Source organism: Ochrobactrum soli (genome assembly GCF_003664555.1).
Classification (GTDB): Bacteria; Pseudomonadota; Alphaproteobacteria; order Rhizobiales; family Rhizobiaceae; genus Brucella; species Brucella teleogrylli.
The window spans coordinates 65,051-81,964 of record NZ_RCHH01000002.1 but is presented as its reverse complement, the minus strand read 5'-3'; the positions used below and the strand labels follow the sequence as shown (position 1 = coordinate 81,964).

The following is a 16,914-nucleotide window of genomic DNA, read 5'->3' as shown; positions in this document are numbered from 1 at the left end:
CGTCCCGATATCGAGGCGACTTGCGAAGCAGTTTCCAAAATAGGCCCTGAAACCCGCAACTTTAAGGAAAAGGAATTCAAATTCAGGCGGATAAGTGAAAATTATTCTCCGCCTGAATGGGGTCTCACTTATTATGCTTTTCGTTCCAGCGCAGCAGGAACTGCGATTTCTCGAAAACCAGCACCACCACCAGCGACATGGCGAAGGGGATCAGGAGATAGAGCAGGCGGAACACAATCAGTGCTGCCAGCACATCCGCCTGATGCATATCCGGCAGGCCGGTCAGGAAAACCAGTTCAAGCACGCCAAGGCCGCCCGGCGCGTGCGAGATAAGCGCTGCCGAGAAGGAGACGAGGAAAATGCCGAGCACGATCAGGAAGCCCGGATTGCCCGCTTCCGGCAGCGCGAAATAGATGATGCCCGCAGCGCCGATCAGCTCCAGCGGGGCCACGATCAATTGCTGCACGACAACCGACATGCGCGGATATTCCAGTCGGAACTTGCCGATCTGTAGCGGACGCAGCTGCATCCAGCTGCCGAAGACATAGAGCAGCACGAAGGCCAGCATGATCACGGCAATGACCATGGCCACGGTGGGTGTCAGATCTTCGTTGAAGCGCATGAGGACATGCGGCTCAAGCAGCAGCACGACACTTGATGTGATGATGACACCGAGAATGAATGTGAATGAGCAAAACGCGATGAGAACAGCAATCTCGCTGCCGGGCATGCCTTGCGAGGAATAGGCGCGGTAGCGAACAACAGCGCCGGAGACGACCGATGCGCCGATATTGTGCGACAGGGCATAGGTGGTGAAGGAGCAGAGCGCGATGAAAAGCCAGGAAATCTTGCGTCGCAAATGGAGAAGCGCGATACGGTCGTAACCGGCAAGCGAGCTATAGGCGAGAAGGGCTGCCGCCGCTGCCAGTACCCAGTGATGTGCGCGAATGGCGTAGAGGCTGTCCAGAACATCGTCGAGCGATATGCTGCGAAGTTCCCGATAGAGAAGCCAGACTGAAACGCCCACAGCACAGACACCGATGACTGGCCAGATATAATCCTTTGCTTTCATTAACCGATTACCGCCCCTTCAATTTTCATCTGTGTTCCCCCTTATATAGCCTGTGCTTCGCCATCAGCGGCAGTCACAGAACTGTCGTCCTGTGCCTGAATATGCCGCTGTGGCTGCCGGGCAGAAGCATTGCCGCCCGTATTCGAAACGTCTGCGCCGATTGCCTTGGCCATTGCCTTTGCAATTTCCTCTTCGCCAAGAATGACGGCGGTTGCACCAAGATCGGTCAGATATTGTGCTTCGGCCTGCGAACTGGCCTGCGCGACGATGTGAATATCCGAGTTGGCCGCATGGGCCAGAGCGGTTGCGCGTCCTGCCTCGAAGGCATTCGGAATCGCAATGACCAGATTTTTGGCAAGCCCCGGATTCGCCGCATTCAATATTTCGGTATCGGAGGCATTGCCCGCAATAGCTTCGATGCCTTTTTCCCGCAAAGCGGTGCAGATTTTCGGCGAGTCATCGATGACGAGGAACGGCATCGCATGTTCCTGCAAACTGGTGGCCAGCCTGCTGCCGATATGTCCGTAGCCAGCAATGATCGTGTGGCCGGTCAGAAGCGTGTGAGGCAATGGTTCCGGTTCGGAAACATCGATGGCTGCGCTGCCCGTTGGTTCGTTTGCTGCTTCGCTTGCGCTGCGCTTTTCGATCCAGGGCCGCATCCGTTCCGCGACGATGAACATCACCGGATTGAGGAAGATGGAAAGGATTGCGCCAGCGAGAATCAGATCGCGTCCGGCGGGTGGCAATAGATTGAGGCTGACGCCAAGCCCGGCGAGAATGAACGAGAATTCGCCGATCTGCGCCAGACTTGCCGAAATCGTTAGCGCCGTGCTGACCGGGCGGCGGAAGGCCCGGACGATAAAGAAGGCCGCTACGGATTTGCCGATCAGGATGATCGCAAGCGTGGCCAGAAGGGGCAAGGGGTCTTTCAAAAGGCTCATCGGGTCGAACAACATGCCGACCGAAATGAAGAACAGCACTGCGAAGGCGTCGCGCAAGGGCAGGGATTCTTCAGCTGCGCGGTGACTAAGCTCGGATTCGCTCATCACCATACCGGCGAAGAATGCGCCGAGTGCGAAGGACACGCCGAAGAGATGCGCCGCGCCGAAAGCCACACCGAGCGCAATGGCCAGAACGCCAAGACGAAACAATTCGCGCGAGCCGGTCTGTGCGACGACGTTGAGAAGCCAGGGAATGACCTTGCGCCCGACCACCAGCATCAGGGCGACGAACAGAACCACCTTGGCGATGGTCAGGAGAATGATGCCGCCAATGCCGAGGCCAAGCCAGGCCGCAAGCGGGTCGCTTGCTGCGGCACTGGTCGCGCGTCCCGTGACACTGGCGACGGCGGGCAGCAGGACCAGCGCCATCACCATGGCGAGATCTTCAACGATCAGCCAGCCGACGGCAATGCGGCCGCGTTCGGTGTCGATCAGGCGGCGCTCCTGCATGGCACGCAACAGAACGACGGTACTGGCGGTGGATAGCGCAAGGCCGAAGACCATGCCTGCTTCAACGTCCCAACCGAGCGCAAGGCCAAGGCCGGTGCCAAGGGCGGCCGCGGTGGCGATTTGCGCCAACGCGCCCGGAACGGCGATGGCTTTAACGGATAGCAGGTCTTTCAGGGAAAAATGCAGACCGACGCCGAACATCAGCAGGATGACGCCGATTTCGGCGAGCTGCAAAATGAGGTCCTGATCGGCAACGAAACCGGGTGTGTGCGGACCGGCAATAACGCCAGCCAGAAGATAGCCAACCAGTGGAGAGATTTTGAGGCGGGTGGCTACAGCACCGAAGATGAAGGCAAGGCATAACCCGATGACGATTGTCGCTATCAAAGGCGTGTCATGGGGCATAGGGTGCCGTTTCCCTCTGTTTTAGCATGTCCTTGTCCCAAAATCGGTTTCCACTTTCGGGGAACATGCTTCTGTCAATTCATTGTGGGAGCCGGGCAAGACGGAAATCCTGCCCGGCGATTGGATTACTTCTGCGCGATGGCCTTTTCTTCAGCAGGCTTGTGAGCTTCCTTGTGGTGCTGCCACCAGTCGCCCAGCAGAAGCAGGATCGGCGCTGCGATGAAGATCGACGACGACGTCGCAATGACGATACCGAACAGCATCGGCACGGCGAAATTATGGACGGCGCTGCCGCCCCAGATCGCCATCGGGAACATACAGAGGAATGTCACCAGCGATGTGTAGATACAGCGCACGAGCACCTGATTGATACTCATGTCGATGATCTCGCGCAGCGGCTTCGACTTGTAGAGGCGCATGTTTTCACGCATGCGGTCATAGACAACCACCTTGTCGTTCACCGAATAGCCGATGATCGTCAGGAGAGCAGCGATTGCCGTCAGGTTGAAATCGAGCTGCATCAGCGCGAAGAAGCCGACGATCTTGGTCGTATCCAGCACAAGGGTTATGATCGCGCCGAGCGCGAAGAACCACTCGAACCGCCACCAGAGATAGACCAGCATGCCGAGTGCGGAGAGCACGACCGCTATGAAGCCGGAACGCGCCAGTTCGCCGGAGACTTTCGGTCCCACGACTTCTGTTCGTTCGATCTTCACGCCCGGATCAAGCTCGGTAACGGCTTCGCGCATCTTGTTGACAGCAACCGTCTGCGCTTCCTCGCCACCATCCTGACGCTGGATGCGGATGAGCACTTCATTCGGGCTGCCTGCGCTCTGGAGCGCCACTTCACCCAGTTCCAGCGAACCGAGCTTGGCGCGAAGCTGCGCAAGGTCGGCGGGCTGCGACGTGGTGATTTCGGCCTGGATACCGCCCTTGAAGTCGATGCCGTAATTGAGGCCCGGCTTGAAGAACAGCACAATCGAGGCAATCGACAGCACGATGGACACGCCGATACCGGCGAAGCGCGCGTTCATGAAGCGGTAGTTGGTGCCTTCCGGCGCAAACTTCAGGATCGGCTCGATATGCAGAACCTTCAGCTTGCGACGACGCACGAACCAGCCCATCGCCATGCGCACGAGCGTCACGTCGGTGAACATCGAAATCGCGATGCCGAGCATCATGGTGATGGCGAAGCCGCGAACCGGGCCTGTGCCGAACATGAACAGAAGCAGCGTCGAGATCAGCGAGGTGACGTTAGAGTCGACGATGGTTGCAAAGGCGCTGTGGAAGCCCTTGTCGAGCGCCGCCATCGCGCCGAGGCCTTTACGCGTTTCTTCGCGGATACGTTCGTTGATGAGAATATTCGCATCGACCGCGATACCGATACCTAGAATAATACCGGCGATACCGGGCAGGGTCAGCGTGGCCCCGATGAGGCTCAACGCGGAGAAGGTCAGCAATGTGTGCAGAAGAAGCGCCACATTGGCGATCATGCCCCAGAGGCCGTAAAGCAGAACGATGAACACGGCCACCAGCGCGAAGCCGATGATGCCGGTGACAAGGCCCATCTTGATGGCGTCGCCGCCAAGGTCGGGACCGACGGTGCGTTCTTCAATGACAGTCAGCGGCGCGGGCAGGGCGCCTGCGCGCAGCAGGGCGGACAGAACGACAGTGTCCTGAACGGTGAAGCTGCCGCTGATCTGGCCCGAACCGCCGGTGATCGGCTCACGAATAACCGGTGCGCTCAAGACCTTGCCGTCGAGAACGATGGCGAAAGGACGGTTCACGTTCTTCGTGGTGATATCGGCGAACTGACGTGCGCCAAGGCTGTCGAAACGGAAGGAAACGATCGGCTCATTGGTGCGCTGGTCGAAACCGGCGCGGGCATCGGTCAGGCGTTCACCCGAGAGCGCGATCTGGTCTTCGATCGGATATTTGATATTCGCATCCTTGGAATCCGGCATGATCGTCACGCCCGGAGGCGGCGTATCGTTCGGATTGACATCGGCGACCATGTGGAAGCTCATCTTCGCCGTGCTTCCGAGAAGCTGGCGAAGCTGAGCCGGGTCCTGGAGGCCCGGAAGCTGAACCACGATACGGTCGGAACCGACGCGCTGGATCGACGGTTCGGCAACGCCGACCTGGTCAACGCGCTGGCGGATGATTTCGAGGCTCTGCTGCAGTGCTGCGTCGAGGCGGTAATTGAAGCCCGCTTCGGTCAGCGTCAGGCGGACCTGATTATCGGTCGAGTTGACGTCGATATCATTGATCGCCGTGCCGAAACCGCTGGTGTTGACCTGCGAGATGAGCGTGCGAAGCGCCGTTTCCGCCTTGGCGCGCTGGTCGGCATCGGGAATTGCCACGATGACGGCATCGCCCACGGCGCGGATCGACTGCGGCTGGATGCGCTCAGCGCGCAGCTTGCTGCGGGCATCGTCCAGCAGCGCACGCAGGCGGTCCTTTTTAAGGCCGGCTGCGTCCACTTCCAGCACGAGATAGGAGCCGCCGCGCAGGTCGAGACCGAGCGTCACCTGACGCTTCGGGAACCAGGATGGCATCGCATCCAGCTGTTTTTGTGTGAAGAAGTTGGGCAAGGCGATGATAAGCCCGATCACGACGATCAGGCTGTACAGCGCTACGACCCATTTCGAAGTACGCATGGATTGTGGTTCCGAGTCTGCGCGTCATCTCAAAATCCCGACAGGCTGACCGGAATGGAAAGCCACAATCTGTGTGGGGGCGGATGACGCTGTTTTACGTAAAAGTGTTGGGGACTGGAGAAAGCCAGTCTTCCGATGGTGCCTATTATGCGCTTACAGGAGGTGCGCGGGCAAAACCAAAATATTGCTGGGCAGCCGTAAAATGCTGAAAATCGCGCCCGGCCTCTGCAGATTTCGCATTGGCAAAGGGATGACCGGCTCGGGCAACGGCGAGTGCCGTGTCACCACCCAGCGGAAAAGCTGCTTTGATTTTCGCGGCCATGGCTTCGACGAGAATGGCGCGCATGGGCTGCGGTGCGGGTGCCGATTGCTGCCGGACAGGAGCTGTCGGCGTGCTTTCAGCCTGTCTGGCGGCAAGCATTTTATGAAGGCTGCGAGATGTATCGTCGCCAGTCTTGTCGTTCAGTGCAGAGAAGTCCACGGCGAACAATAGTGCTGCAAAAGACAGCACGCATGCCATCAACAGCATGAAACCATGCTGTCTATGCTGCCCTGTGCTGTTCATGCCTATCATAAAACTGCCCAGACTTTCGTTAGAGTCTCGCTCAGGATTCGAGCCAGTTTCTGCACTGTTCACGAATCCTCATTAGCCATTTGTGCCGGTGCGAACAAGGAAATACTGGCGTTTTGCCGTGGTTTCATTGTCGCCTCGCAACAAGTGGCGGGCGAAAAGCACCGTTCATGCCATTGGGGAGCACGTGGGATTCTCTCTTGCAACCTGCCTTGCTTCCGTTCTACGGCGCTTTATGTTGAAACAGTGATCTTCATAACGGCAGATTTGAAATTGGCCCATTTATCGACGTTTCGGTTCGTTGCATTTTCTCTTTTGATCGGCGCGCTTTCGTTGGGCAGCATAGCGCCCGCCAGCGCACAGGATAACAAGCCGCAAGCGCAGCAGGCTCCTGCCAGTCAAGCGCCTGCCAGCCAGTCGAACGATGGTGCTCAGGCAGCGCCGGAAGATGGCGACCAATCTCAGCCGCCGGTATCGGCCATCGTGCAGCAGCAAAAGCCGATCATTGACGATCTGAAGCAGCAGGCCGACAAGCTCAAAGAACAGCTGCAGAAAGCTGAAAACAGCGACGAAGCGCTGGCAAACCTGAAGCTTCAGTTCGACGCACTGTCCAAAAAGCTTCTTGATGCGGGTGTCGCCTTTCGTCCACGACTGACCGAGATCAATACGCGTCTGGAGCAGCTTGGCCCCGCGCCATCGGGCGATGCGACAGAGCCGGGTATCGTGACGGATGAGCGCAAGCGCCTCACCGCCGAAAAGGCGCTGATTAACGCGATGATCGGCGACACGGAAGATACCTCGCTCAGCGTCAACCAGATGTCGGCGAAGATCGGCGATCTGCGTCGCGACCTTTTTGCGAAGACGCTGTCGCAACGCGTCAATCTCGATACCGCGCTCGGCACGGAGGTCGCTTCAGCGGCGAATAATCAGGTCATATCGCTGTGGCGCATCATCCAGTCCTGGTGGCGCTTCGTCGTCACCTTCAAGCTAAACTCGTTCCTGGCAGCAGCATTTTTCGCATTCGTCGGTGCGCTGGTGATCCAGCTCGGTGCGCGGCGTTTGCTTGGTACGCTATATCAACGAGACCCGACCATCGAGTCGCCGTCCTACCTTAGCCGCCTTCTGGTCGCCTTCTGGTCCACGGTCATTCCGTCTGCAGCACTCGGCGTCTTTCTGGCGACGACCTATTTTTTCCTGAACTATTTCAATGTTCTAAGAACGGACGTTGCGTCGATATTGGAATCGCTGTTCATCGTCCTCGGTCTCGTCTTCTTCATTCATCGTCTGGCCGCTGCCTGTATCAGTCCCGACATGCCGCAATGGCGCCTCGTACCGGTCGCGCCGCGTCCGGGGCGGATTCTGGGCTTGCTGATAACCGCGACAGCGCTGACGACGGGCGTCGATTCTTTTATCGGTACCGTCAACAAGCTACTGTCGTCGCCCTTGTCGCTCACCATGGCCCAAAGCCTGCTGGCGACTGTCATGGTGGGCATTCTCATTCTGGCAATCGCCTTCCTGAAACCCGTAGTGCGGCGGGATGACGAGCGCGTGCGGTCATGGCCGCGTCTCTTCAAGATATTTCTGATCATATTGGGATTGCTGCCCATTCTGGCCGCCCTCTTCGGCTATATCGGCATGGCGCGCTTTCTGTCACAGCAGATCGTCGTGACCGGCGCTTTTCTGGTGACGATGTATCTGGGCTTCCTGACGGGGCGCGCCATTTCCGAAGAACAGGCATTTGCGTCAAGCAAGGTCGGCGCGAGCTTGCGCGAGCGTTTCCACTTTGACGATGCGACGCTCGACCAGCTGGGGCTTGTCGCAGGCATTCTCATCAATCTAGTCGTAGCACTGATCGGCATTCCGCTGGTGCTGATGCAGCTCGGCTTCCAGTGGGCCGAGCTGAAAAATGCATTCTTCAAACTGATGACCGGCTTTGAAATCGGCAATATGTCGGTTTCGCTGATGGGGCTGCTCACCGGCATTTTGCTGTTCGTCATCGGCTATCTGCTGACGCGCTGGTTCCAGAACTGGCTCGACAACAGCGTCATGGCGAGGGGCCGCGTCGATTCCGGCGTGCGCAATTCCATCCGCACGGTGATCGGTTATGTCGGTCTCTGTCTCGCCGCCCTGATGGGCGTCTCGGCGGCCGGGTTCAATATGTCCAATCTGGCGCTGATCGCCGGTGGTCTTTCACTTGGTATCGGTTTTGGTCTCCAGAACATCGTCCAGAATTTCGTTTCCGGTCTCATTCTTCTGGCGGAACGCCCGTTCAAGGTCGGTGACTGGGTGGAAGCAGGCACGGTCAGCGGCATCGTCAAGAAGATCAGTGTGCGCGCAACGGAAGTGGAAACCTTCCAAAAGCAATCGATCATTGTGCCGAATTCGACGCTCATCAACGGCAATGTCGGCAACTGGACGCATCGCAACAAGCTTGGCCGCATCGATATCAATGTTCAGGCTTCCTATACGGAAGACCCGCGCCGTGTGCACACGCTGTTGCTGGATATCGTGCGCGGCCATCCGTCCATTCTCAAGAATCCAGAACCGTTCGTCGCTTTCCAGAGCATGACCGATTCACTGATGGTGTTCGACATCTATGCGCATGTCGCAGACATCACTGCGACCGGCGGCATCAAGAACGAGTTGCGGTTCCAGATCGTGGAGCGCTTCCACGAAGAGGGGCTGCATCTGTCGTCGTCTTCGACCGATCTCGTGCTGGGGCTGCCGGAAATCGAAAAACTTTCCGAGATCATGCAAAAGGCGCCGACAGCGTCGCCAAAGAAGAAGGTGCGCGAAGAGAAGGCAAAGGCAACGGACGACAACGACGATAAAGCGTGATCACGCCTCGTTCAGTTGCAGTTCAGTTTTGTCCTTTTATAAAAGAGCTACGAACGGCGGGTCGTTCATCGAGGATGGAAGCAAGGCTTGCTTCCATCAGGGTTGTAGAAGCGGGAGCGGTGGAAACACCGAAACGATATGAACGTAATTCAGATCAACAAGTTTGCTACGATCGGTCTTGGCGCAGTCGTCATGCTTGCCGCTTCCATGGGCGGTTCTTACGCCGCCAAGATTTCCAACAAGGACAGCGCCGCGCAGACAATCGTGGTCACCGAAGGTGCTTCAAAGCGCGAGATGGTTGTGGCGCCGGGCGACACTGTCGATTTCTGCGCCGCAGGCTGCTTCGTCACTTTTCCGAACGGCGACCGCGAAGCGCTGACCGGTGATGAGACGATCACCATCACCGGCGGCAAGGCGACGCTGAAATAAGTCTGCCGCATTATTGAATTGAAAAAGCCGGGCGTTGTGCCCGGCTTTTTGTTGGCCTCACCGCTGGCTCAACTGCGCGGCTTGAGGTTTTCCGGGTCGTAAAGCGGCTTATAGCCAACAGACGCTACCTCGACCGGATAGGTTTCGCCGAAATATTCGACGGTCAGCTTGCGGCCTTCCTGACAATGGCTCCATGGCAGATAAGCAAGCGCGATATTCTTGCCGATGGTCGGGCCGAAAGCGACCGACGAGGTGAACGAGCGGCGGCCCAGTTCATCGACCAGCGTTTCGCCGGTTTCCGGCTCCATGACCGGCATGATGCCGACCGGGAAACGGGCGACGCCCTTCGAATCGATATTGTCGGTCATGACCAGCGTGCAGAGCATAGCGGGCTGATGTTCCCGGGCGCGATATTCGACATGTTTGGCCTTGCCCCGGAAATCGGCCTCCTTGACCTTCGGGCGCGCCAGATCTGCTTCAAGGAGATTATACTCGGTCAGCAGGTCGGCGTTCTGAAGGCGCAGGCTTTTCTCCATGCGGCGGGTATTGGCATAGGTTTCGACACCCACGGCAATCGTGCCGGTGGAGCGCAGCGCATCCCAGACGGCGAGGCCATCTTCATAGCGCATATGCAATTCCCAGCCCTGTTCACCAACATAGGAAATGCGGAAGGCGGTCACGTCCTTGCCCGCAATCCTGATCGGCTTGATCGCCGCAAACGGGAAGTTTTCGGCATTGAGACCGTCAGGATTCTCAACGACTTTCTTGAGATTTTCGCGGGCATTCGGGCCCCAGATGCCGATGGTGACATATTTCTCCGTCACATCGGTGATGGTGACGTCAAAGCCCTTATCCTCGGCCACGCGGCGCATGTAATGGAAATCGCGGGGGCCAGCATCGGCACCGTTGATCATGCGGATGCGGTCCGCCATGCGTATTGCCGTGAAATCGGCGCGCACCATGCCTTCATCGTCGAGGAAATGCGTATAGATGCCCTTGCCGATATTGGCGTCGCCGCCGATCTTGGCCGCACAAAGCCATTCCATCAGCTCGACATGGTCCGGGCCTTCAATGTCAACAATCGCGAAATGTGAAAGATTGATGATGCCGCAATTTTCGGTCAGTTCGAGATGCTCGGCATTGGAAACGCGCCAGAAATGGCGGTTGTCCCATTCATTTTCACGCACGGGTACGCGGTCGCCGTATTTTTCCAGCAGGTGTTCATTGGCGGCATAGCCATGCGCACGCTCCCAGCCGCCGAGTTCCATGAAATAGCCGCCAAGCTCCACTTCGCGTTCATAGAAGGGTGAACGGCGGATATTGCGGCCCTTGGAGAAAGGCTCACGGGGATGCACCGCCGGGTTATAAACCTTCATTGCCGTTTCGGTGCAGCGATCCCAGATGAACTGTTCGGTCATCTGGTGCGGATAGAAACGGGAATAGTCGATGGCGTGATGGTCGATGGATGTGCGGCCATCGGTCATCCAGTCGGCAATAAGCTTGCCCATGCCGGGGCCGTCCTTGACCCAGATGGCCACCGCATACCAGAGGCCGCGCACCTTCTGGCTTTCACCCATGGATGGGCCGCCATCGGTGGTGACTTGCAGGAAACCGTTGAAGGAATGGCTTTCATTATAGCCAAGCTCGCCGAGGATCGGGGTCAACTCGATGGCGCGTTCGAGCGGTTCCAGAACCTGTTCCATATCGAGGTCGCGCTGCGATGGCGAAAGGCGCGCTTCGTGCTTTTCCAGAAGATCACGCGGGTGGCAGAGGCGCGGATTGGTCTCTTCGTAATAGCCCCATTCGATCTGGCCACCTTCGGCGGTCTTCGGATCGCCGGTGTCGCGCATATAGGCCGAATTGCCCTGATCGCGCATCAACGGCCAGCCGATTTCCTTGCCGGTGCCTTCGAATTCATTATAAGGACCAAAGAATGTCAGCGGATGGTCAATCGGCATGACAGGCAGATCTTCACCGACCATTTCGGCAATCAAACGTCCCCAGAGGCCAGCGCAGATCACCACATAATCGGCTTCAATCGTGCCGCGATGGGTGACAACACCCTTGATGCGACCGTTTTCGACCAGCAGCGACTGGGCGGGTGTATTGGCAAAGCTCTTCAACTTGCCAGCGGCTTCCGCCTGATCGATCAGTTTGCCAGCAACCGTCTGCGAACGTGGGATGACCAGACCGGCATCCGGGTCCCACAGGCCGCCCTGAACCATGCTTTCTTCGATCAGCGGAAATTTTTCCTTGATCTCTGCCGGTTCCATCAGGCGGGCGCGGGTGCCAAACGCCTTGCCCGATGCGACCTTGCGCTTGATTTCATCCATGCGGCCATCGTCGCCCACACGCGCAACTTCAATTCCGCCGACGCGGGCGTAGTGCCCCATCTTCTCGTAGAAATCGATGGAATAAAGCGTGGTCCAGCAGGAGAGGAAATCGTGGCTGGTTGCATAGCAGAAATCCGACGCGTGGGCTGTCGAGCCGATATCGGTCGGAATGCCCGACTTGTCGATGCCGACGATGTCGTCCCAGCCCCGTTCGATCAGGTGGTGCACGACGGATGCCCCGACGATGCCGCCGAGCCCGACGATTACGACCTTCGCCTTCTTAGGAAACTCTGCCATTTTATGTGACCCTGGTTGGTATTTGACAGAACCATAATCGCTGACGGGGCAGGATATTTGCCTTTATACGACATATTCGCTGCCTGACACGACTGCGTCTGCCACCGGGCAAAGCCGGGGTTATTCGCAACAAGCCTGTTCTGCAAGCGACATGCCGGTACGAGCGTCACCCGATCTTGCGAAACTGATTCCGAAAGACGCTTTACGATACTGATTTTCTTAGTCTTTTACACGAGGATCGGACTGCTTCATCCAGCGGGCATTCGATCTGTCGCAATGATCCAGCCTATGCTGCGATGAGCATTTTGCGATCTGCGCGTTCCTGCTGCGGCGAGCGTCCATAGAGTTCGCGATAGCATTTGGAAAAATGCGACGCGGAAACGAAGCCACAGGCCACCGCCACTTCCACCACCGGCATGGACGATTGCAAAAGCAGGTGCCGTGCTCGGTCGAGGCGGATTTCCAGATAATAGCGGGCGGGAGAGCGCCCCATTTCCTGCCGGAACAGACGCTCGACCTGACGGCGCGACAGGCCGATGGTATGGGCGACATTGATCAGCGCCTGCGGCTCGGAGAGGTTGGCCTCCATCATCTCGATGATCGTTAGAACTTTCGAGTTCTGGATGCCAAGGCGCGCGCGCAGCGGCAGACGCTGCCGGTCTTGCGGGCTGCGGACGCGGTCGGTCAGCGCCTGCTCGCAGATTTTGTTGACCAGATTGGCGTCGAAATCATCGCCGATGAGCTTCAGCATCATGTCGAGCGAGGCTGTTCCGCCTGCGCAGGTGTAGATATTGCTGTCGAACTCGAACAGGTCGGCATAGACTTCCGCCTTCGGAAACGCCTCGGCAAAGCCCGGCAGGTTTTCCCAATGAATGGCGCAACGCTTGCCGGAAAGGAGGCCGGCTGCCGCAAGGATATGCGCGCCGGTGCACAGGCCGCCGACCGCGACGCCGCGGTTATATTCTTCGCGCAGCCAGGCGAAGACCGACTTGTTGCGGAATTCCTCGACATAGACGCCGGAACAGACGAACACCATGGACGGGCGCTGCTCGCGTTGCAGATAGCGTCGTTCGTCTTCCAGCGAGGCATTGGCGGCGCAAACCACGCCGTTCGATGCCGTTACTGGCTGGCCATCCGCCGACGTCAGACGCCAGCGATAGGCTTCGTAACCGAGCATGCGATTGGCGATGCGTAACGGCTCGATGGCGGTCGCAAACGCGATCATCGAGAAGTTCGGCACCAGAAAAAAGACAATAGACCGCTTAACCGATGAAGCCTGGTTCATAACCGGACCGTTCCCACTTTATGAAGCACGCGCTGCGGTTCCCGACGCGGCGATGCTTCCGTCTCCGTCACGACTGCGGGGCCTGTTTTTGCCCCGCTTTTTGCCGGTCGCTATCAGACCGGCGATCCCGGCATCATTGCCCGCAAACACTAGGGGAGAGCAATGACGCAAACGGGACAGTGCTTTATTGAGACACAGAACGGTTAGGTTGCAAAGTGCGGCTAAATGCCTGCCGCGAGAAGGTATTTTCATGTCGTGAAAATGAGGGCGAGACAGGCTCGCCCTCATTGGAAAAGAGATGTTTGTCGCAAATCAACCGTTGTGGAGCGTGTTGGCACGCGTGGGTTGGCTCGGTCGGGTCATCGGAAGGCGGTCATCGATTGCGGGCCAGCCGATGTCCTGCCGAATATGTTCCGGCAAATTCTGGATCGAGAGGCGCGTGCGTGCAATTTTGCGGTCGAGCATCCACTGTTCGATCTGGCTTCTTATTTCAGAGTGGGCCTGACGCAGCCATGTAAAGATCGAAGGCGATTCCGACGTCGCTGAACGACGGTCGCGGGCTGCTGTCTGGCTTAGGGCTTGGCCCATAGTTTGGCATTGTGCGGTCATTTTCGGTCTCCTCGGGGCGAGAATGGATTGGTTTGAATGCCTGCTGCAGCGGGATGGGTGTTTTCGATGTGCTTAATGTGCGCTGTGCTTGACGTTCAATCAAACGAAATATAAAAAGGCTTAAGATCAGAAAATTTGATTTATCATCACCGGAGTTCCGTCATGACAGCGCCCGTCCAGCATCCTTTGCCAATGCTCGATATCGATGTCCTTCGCACCTTTGTGGCGATTGCGGACACCGGCAGTTTTTCATCCGCAGCCAATGCGGTGTTTCGCACGCCATCGGCCGTATCGATGCAGATCAAGAAACTTGAAGAGCAGATCGGCGTCGCCGTGTTTGACCGCGATGCCCGTTCGGTGACACTCACCAGCGATGGCGAAGTTCTGCTCGGTTTTGCGCGTCGCCTTCTGGCGCTCAACCGTGAAGCGGTTTCGAAATTTGTCGCGCCGACTGTCACCGGCGTGGTGCGGCTGGGCTCGCCCGACGATATCGGCGAATGTGTTTTGCCGCTCGTCTTGAAGCGTTTTGCCGAAACCCATCCCGGTGTGACCGTCGATGTGGTGATCGATCAGAGCAGCAATCTGCGCAAGCGCCTGGATGAACGGCGTCTCGATGTAACGCTGGTGAACATGTCGCATACGGTGCCCGGCAAGGGGGACACGGAAGTTCTGCTCGATGAGGAACTCGTCTGGGCCGGGGCGAAATGTGGAACGGCTTATCGTCGCGATCCGCTGCCGCTTTCCATCTGGGAAGAGGGCTGCGCCTGGCGCGGCAATGCTCTGGAAGCGCTTGAAAGCTCGGGGCGTCCCTATCGCATCGCTTATATGAGTTCGCATTCTACCGGGCAGCGCGCCGCCATCATGGCCGATCTCGCCATCGCGCCTTTCGCGAAGACCTTGCTTGGCGAAGGCATTGTCGCGCTGGGTTCGGAACATGGCCTGCCGGAACTGGGGCGCTATCAGCTTGGCATGATCATAAAGCCGGAAGCCGGACCACATATCCATGCAGTGGCGGAGAACTTGCGCAATGTGTTCGAAGCTTATCGTCGGACGGGCCGCTTCGAGACTTTTCGTTCTTGCTGATACATCTCACAAGAACTTGTGGGTCTAAGTAATCCCGTCTCTTGTCAGGCCGAAATGTTGCGCTAGATTTCCTCTATGACAGCCGGATGAAACGGCTTCATCGCCAGCTGACAGAGGCGGGGTCCGGGGTGGGCCGATGGAATGCTGGCACGATACAAGCATGTGTGCCCATTGGTTTGGGCTGTAACGACATCCTTATTCGGAGAGACCGCTATGAAACTGACCCGCCTTGTCCCGGTTGCTATTGTTCTCTGTGCCTTCACACTGGCTTCTTGCGCCAATACGGTTCGCGGCGTCGGACGCGATGTAAAAGGCACTGCAAATGCCGTTCAGGAAACGGTTGAATAAGGTTTTAAGCAAAAGGCCCGGGATATGCTCCCGGGCCTTTTTCGCGACGCGCATTATTGCGCGTTGACCAGAAAATAACCCACCTGCATCTGCATATCCGGGCGTGTTTTATAAGCGATGCTCGTCGTGAAGATGCCCGTCGTCGGCAGCGCGATATCGGCATTCGCCAGAAGATTCGCAATGTGGGCGTTGGGCGTAGCGTCGCCAAACCACATGACCAGAATTGGCGCTGTGATTTGCTTGGCCCCATCGGGCGTTTCCGGGTGGACAACTTTCAGCGACGGATCGAAGAGCCGGAAATTGCCCGGTATCTGCGCATTATCGGCCACGATGGTCCTGAAATGTCCGTGGCTGCTGATTTCCGTATAAAGCTGACGATAATCCAGCTGACCGTAGGGCGGCATGCTGGAGCCGTAGACCAGATAATAGGACAGGACCGGCGGAACCAGCAGCGCAACCAGCGCGCCCATTGCTGCATATTCGATGACTGGGCGCTTGCCGATACGGAAGCGCTCCAGACGAAATGCCAGCACAGCCGGCAACAGAAACAGCACTGGCTGAAGCCAGCGGTCCTTGACGTCATTGGCGCCGGTAGCAACGACGCCGACGAAAACCACGAGCAAGCCGACAAGCACGAGGCGACGCATGAATGTCTCGCCGGGCGTGTAGGGCGTGGTTGGCTTTGTGCGCTTTTTGTAATGGATCAGCGCGATGATAGCCGCGATTGCCAGGGCGAGCACAGAGAACAGGAAGGCCGCTTCCACGAAGCTTTCAATGCCGTTCAGCCGGTCGAAGATCGGATTGCCCGATGCGCCCATCTGCAACTTGCCGGAACGGGCGATGACGCTCGATTTGTGCGCGAACATCCATGTTGCCGTCGGGCCGACACAGATCGCGAAGGCAAGCAGGGTGACAGCCGAAAGTTTCGACAGCAGCACAGTTCGATATTCGGGCACTGAAAGCCCAGTTATGATCACCATGATGAGGAAGAACGACGCGTTGAACTTGCCCAGAAGTGCAGCGGTCATGGCAACGCCAAGAAGGGCAGCCGAAATAACGCTGCGCTTGCGCATATGCCAGGCAAAGGCAAGGAAGGTCCATCCGCAACCCGCCGTGCCAGCCACCGAATGGGTCAAGGCGCGCTGCGATTCCCAGCCGATTTGCGGAATGAGAAACAGGCCGAGCATGCTGGCCGAGGCCACGGCGCGCGAAAACCCTAAAAGCCGCATCGCGCCAAAGACGCTGAGGAACAGGCTTGCCAGCATGCCGAACTTCACGATTTGAAGCGTCAGCATCGACGTGCCCAGCACGGAGGCGGCAAGATTGGTCGTCCAGGTATAGAGTGGTGGCTGCGAACCGCCATAACCCCAGTCGAGATAGCCTATATTGGCGAGCTGTTCCGCGTCATCGAGCCCGGCACCGTTGGAGATATAAGTCACCAGAACGGCCTGAAGCACGAAATAGCACACTATAAAAAGAACGGCCCAAGGCAGTCCCAATATTTCTTTGTCTGCGGTAGACGCGGTTTGTCTT

Annotated in this window: 11 protein-coding genes and 1 pseudogene; 4 read left to right on the top strand and 8 right to left on the bottom strand. The window is 57.7% G+C overall.

Features of this window, described 5'->3' with window-relative positions; translation table 11 throughout:
* Positions 1-124: 124 nt before the first annotated feature.
* From D8666_RS03820 to D8666_RS03805, 4 genes are all read right to left on the bottom strand, one after another.
* Positions 125-1,072 carry a lysylphosphatidylglycerol synthase domain-containing protein gene (locus D8666_RS03820; RefSeq protein WP_109369307.1) on the bottom strand — a complete coding sequence of 316 codons (948 nt, stop codon included), beginning with the start codon at positions 1,070-1,072 and terminating at the stop codon, positions 125-127.
* A gap of 41 nt (positions 1,073-1,113) precedes the next feature.
* Positions 1,114-2,928, bottom strand: a complete 1,815-nt coding sequence (ybaL, locus tag D8666_RS03815) for a YbaL family putative K(+) efflux transporter (RefSeq protein ID WP_109369306.1) — start codon at positions 2,926-2,928, stop codon at positions 1,114-1,116.
* 125 nt (positions 2,929-3,053) lie between these two features.
* Positions 3,054-5,588 (bottom strand): protein translocase subunit SecD, encoded by a 2,535-nt coding sequence (gene secD / locus D8666_RS03810; protein WP_109369305.1) that lies wholly within the window; start codon positions 5,586-5,588, stop codon positions 3,054-3,056.
* 145 nt (positions 5,589-5,733) lie between these two features.
* A complete protein-coding gene (locus D8666_RS03805; RefSeq protein WP_109369304.1) occupies positions 5,734-6,162 on the bottom strand; it encodes a hypothetical protein in 429 nt (142 codons plus the stop codon).
* Positions 6,163-6,432: 270 nt separating this feature from the next.
* Between D8666_RS03805 and D8666_RS03800 the strand changes: the two are divergent.
* Together D8666_RS03800 and D8666_RS03795 are read left to right on the top strand one after the other, a co-directional pair.
* Positions 6,433-8,920: pseudogene (locus D8666_RS03800) on the top strand (mechanosensitive ion channel domain-containing protein); the annotation flags it as partial.
* 215 nt (positions 8,921-9,135) lie between these two features.
* The gene (locus tag D8666_RS03795) at positions 9,136-9,426 is read left to right on the top strand and encodes a hypothetical protein (RefSeq protein WP_109369303.1); all 291 of its coding nucleotides are present in this window, start codon (positions 9,136-9,138) and stop codon (positions 9,424-9,426) included.
* Positions 9,427-9,494: 68 nt separating this feature from the next.
* Here the strand turns inward: D8666_RS03795 and D8666_RS03790 are convergent, their stop codons facing one another.
* From D8666_RS03790 to D8666_RS03780, 3 genes are all read right to left on the bottom strand, one after another.
* Entirely contained in the window at positions 9,495-12,056 is a 2,562-nt protein-coding gene (locus D8666_RS03790) for a GcvT family protein (protein WP_109369302.1), read from the bottom strand.
* 286 nt (positions 12,057-12,342) lie between these two features.
* Positions 12,343-13,341, bottom strand: a complete 999-nt coding sequence (locus tag D8666_RS03785; RefSeq protein WP_109369301.1) for a GlxA family transcriptional regulator — start codon at positions 13,339-13,341, stop codon at positions 12,343-12,345.
* Positions 13,342-13,653: 312 nt separating this feature from the next.
* Positions 13,654-13,950: a DUF1127 domain-containing protein gene (locus tag D8666_RS03780; protein WP_124916210.1), complete on the bottom strand. Its 297-nt coding sequence runs from the start codon at positions 13,948-13,950 to the stop codon at positions 13,654-13,656.
* A 162-nt stretch (positions 13,951-14,112) separates the two neighbouring features.
* Between D8666_RS03780 and D8666_RS03775 the strand changes: the two genes are divergently transcribed.
* Positions 14,113-15,033, top strand: a complete 921-nt coding sequence (locus tag D8666_RS03775; protein WP_109369299.1) for a LysR family transcriptional regulator — start codon at positions 14,113-14,115, stop codon at positions 15,031-15,033.
* Positions 15,034-15,246: 213 nt separating this feature from the next.
* Entirely contained in the window at positions 15,247-15,381 is a 135-nt protein-coding gene (locus D8666_RS03770; RefSeq protein WP_010659830.1) for an entericidin A/B family lipoprotein, read from the top strand.
* A 53-nt stretch (positions 15,382-15,434) separates the two neighbouring features.
* On the opposite strand, the gene D8666_RS03765 is transcribed toward D8666_RS03770, so the two are convergent.
* Positions 15,435-16,820 (bottom strand): ArnT family glycosyltransferase, encoded by a 1,386-nt coding sequence (locus tag D8666_RS03765; protein WP_235858884.1) that lies wholly within the window; start codon positions 16,818-16,820, stop codon positions 15,435-15,437.
* Positions 16,821-16,914 lie beyond the last annotated feature (94 nt).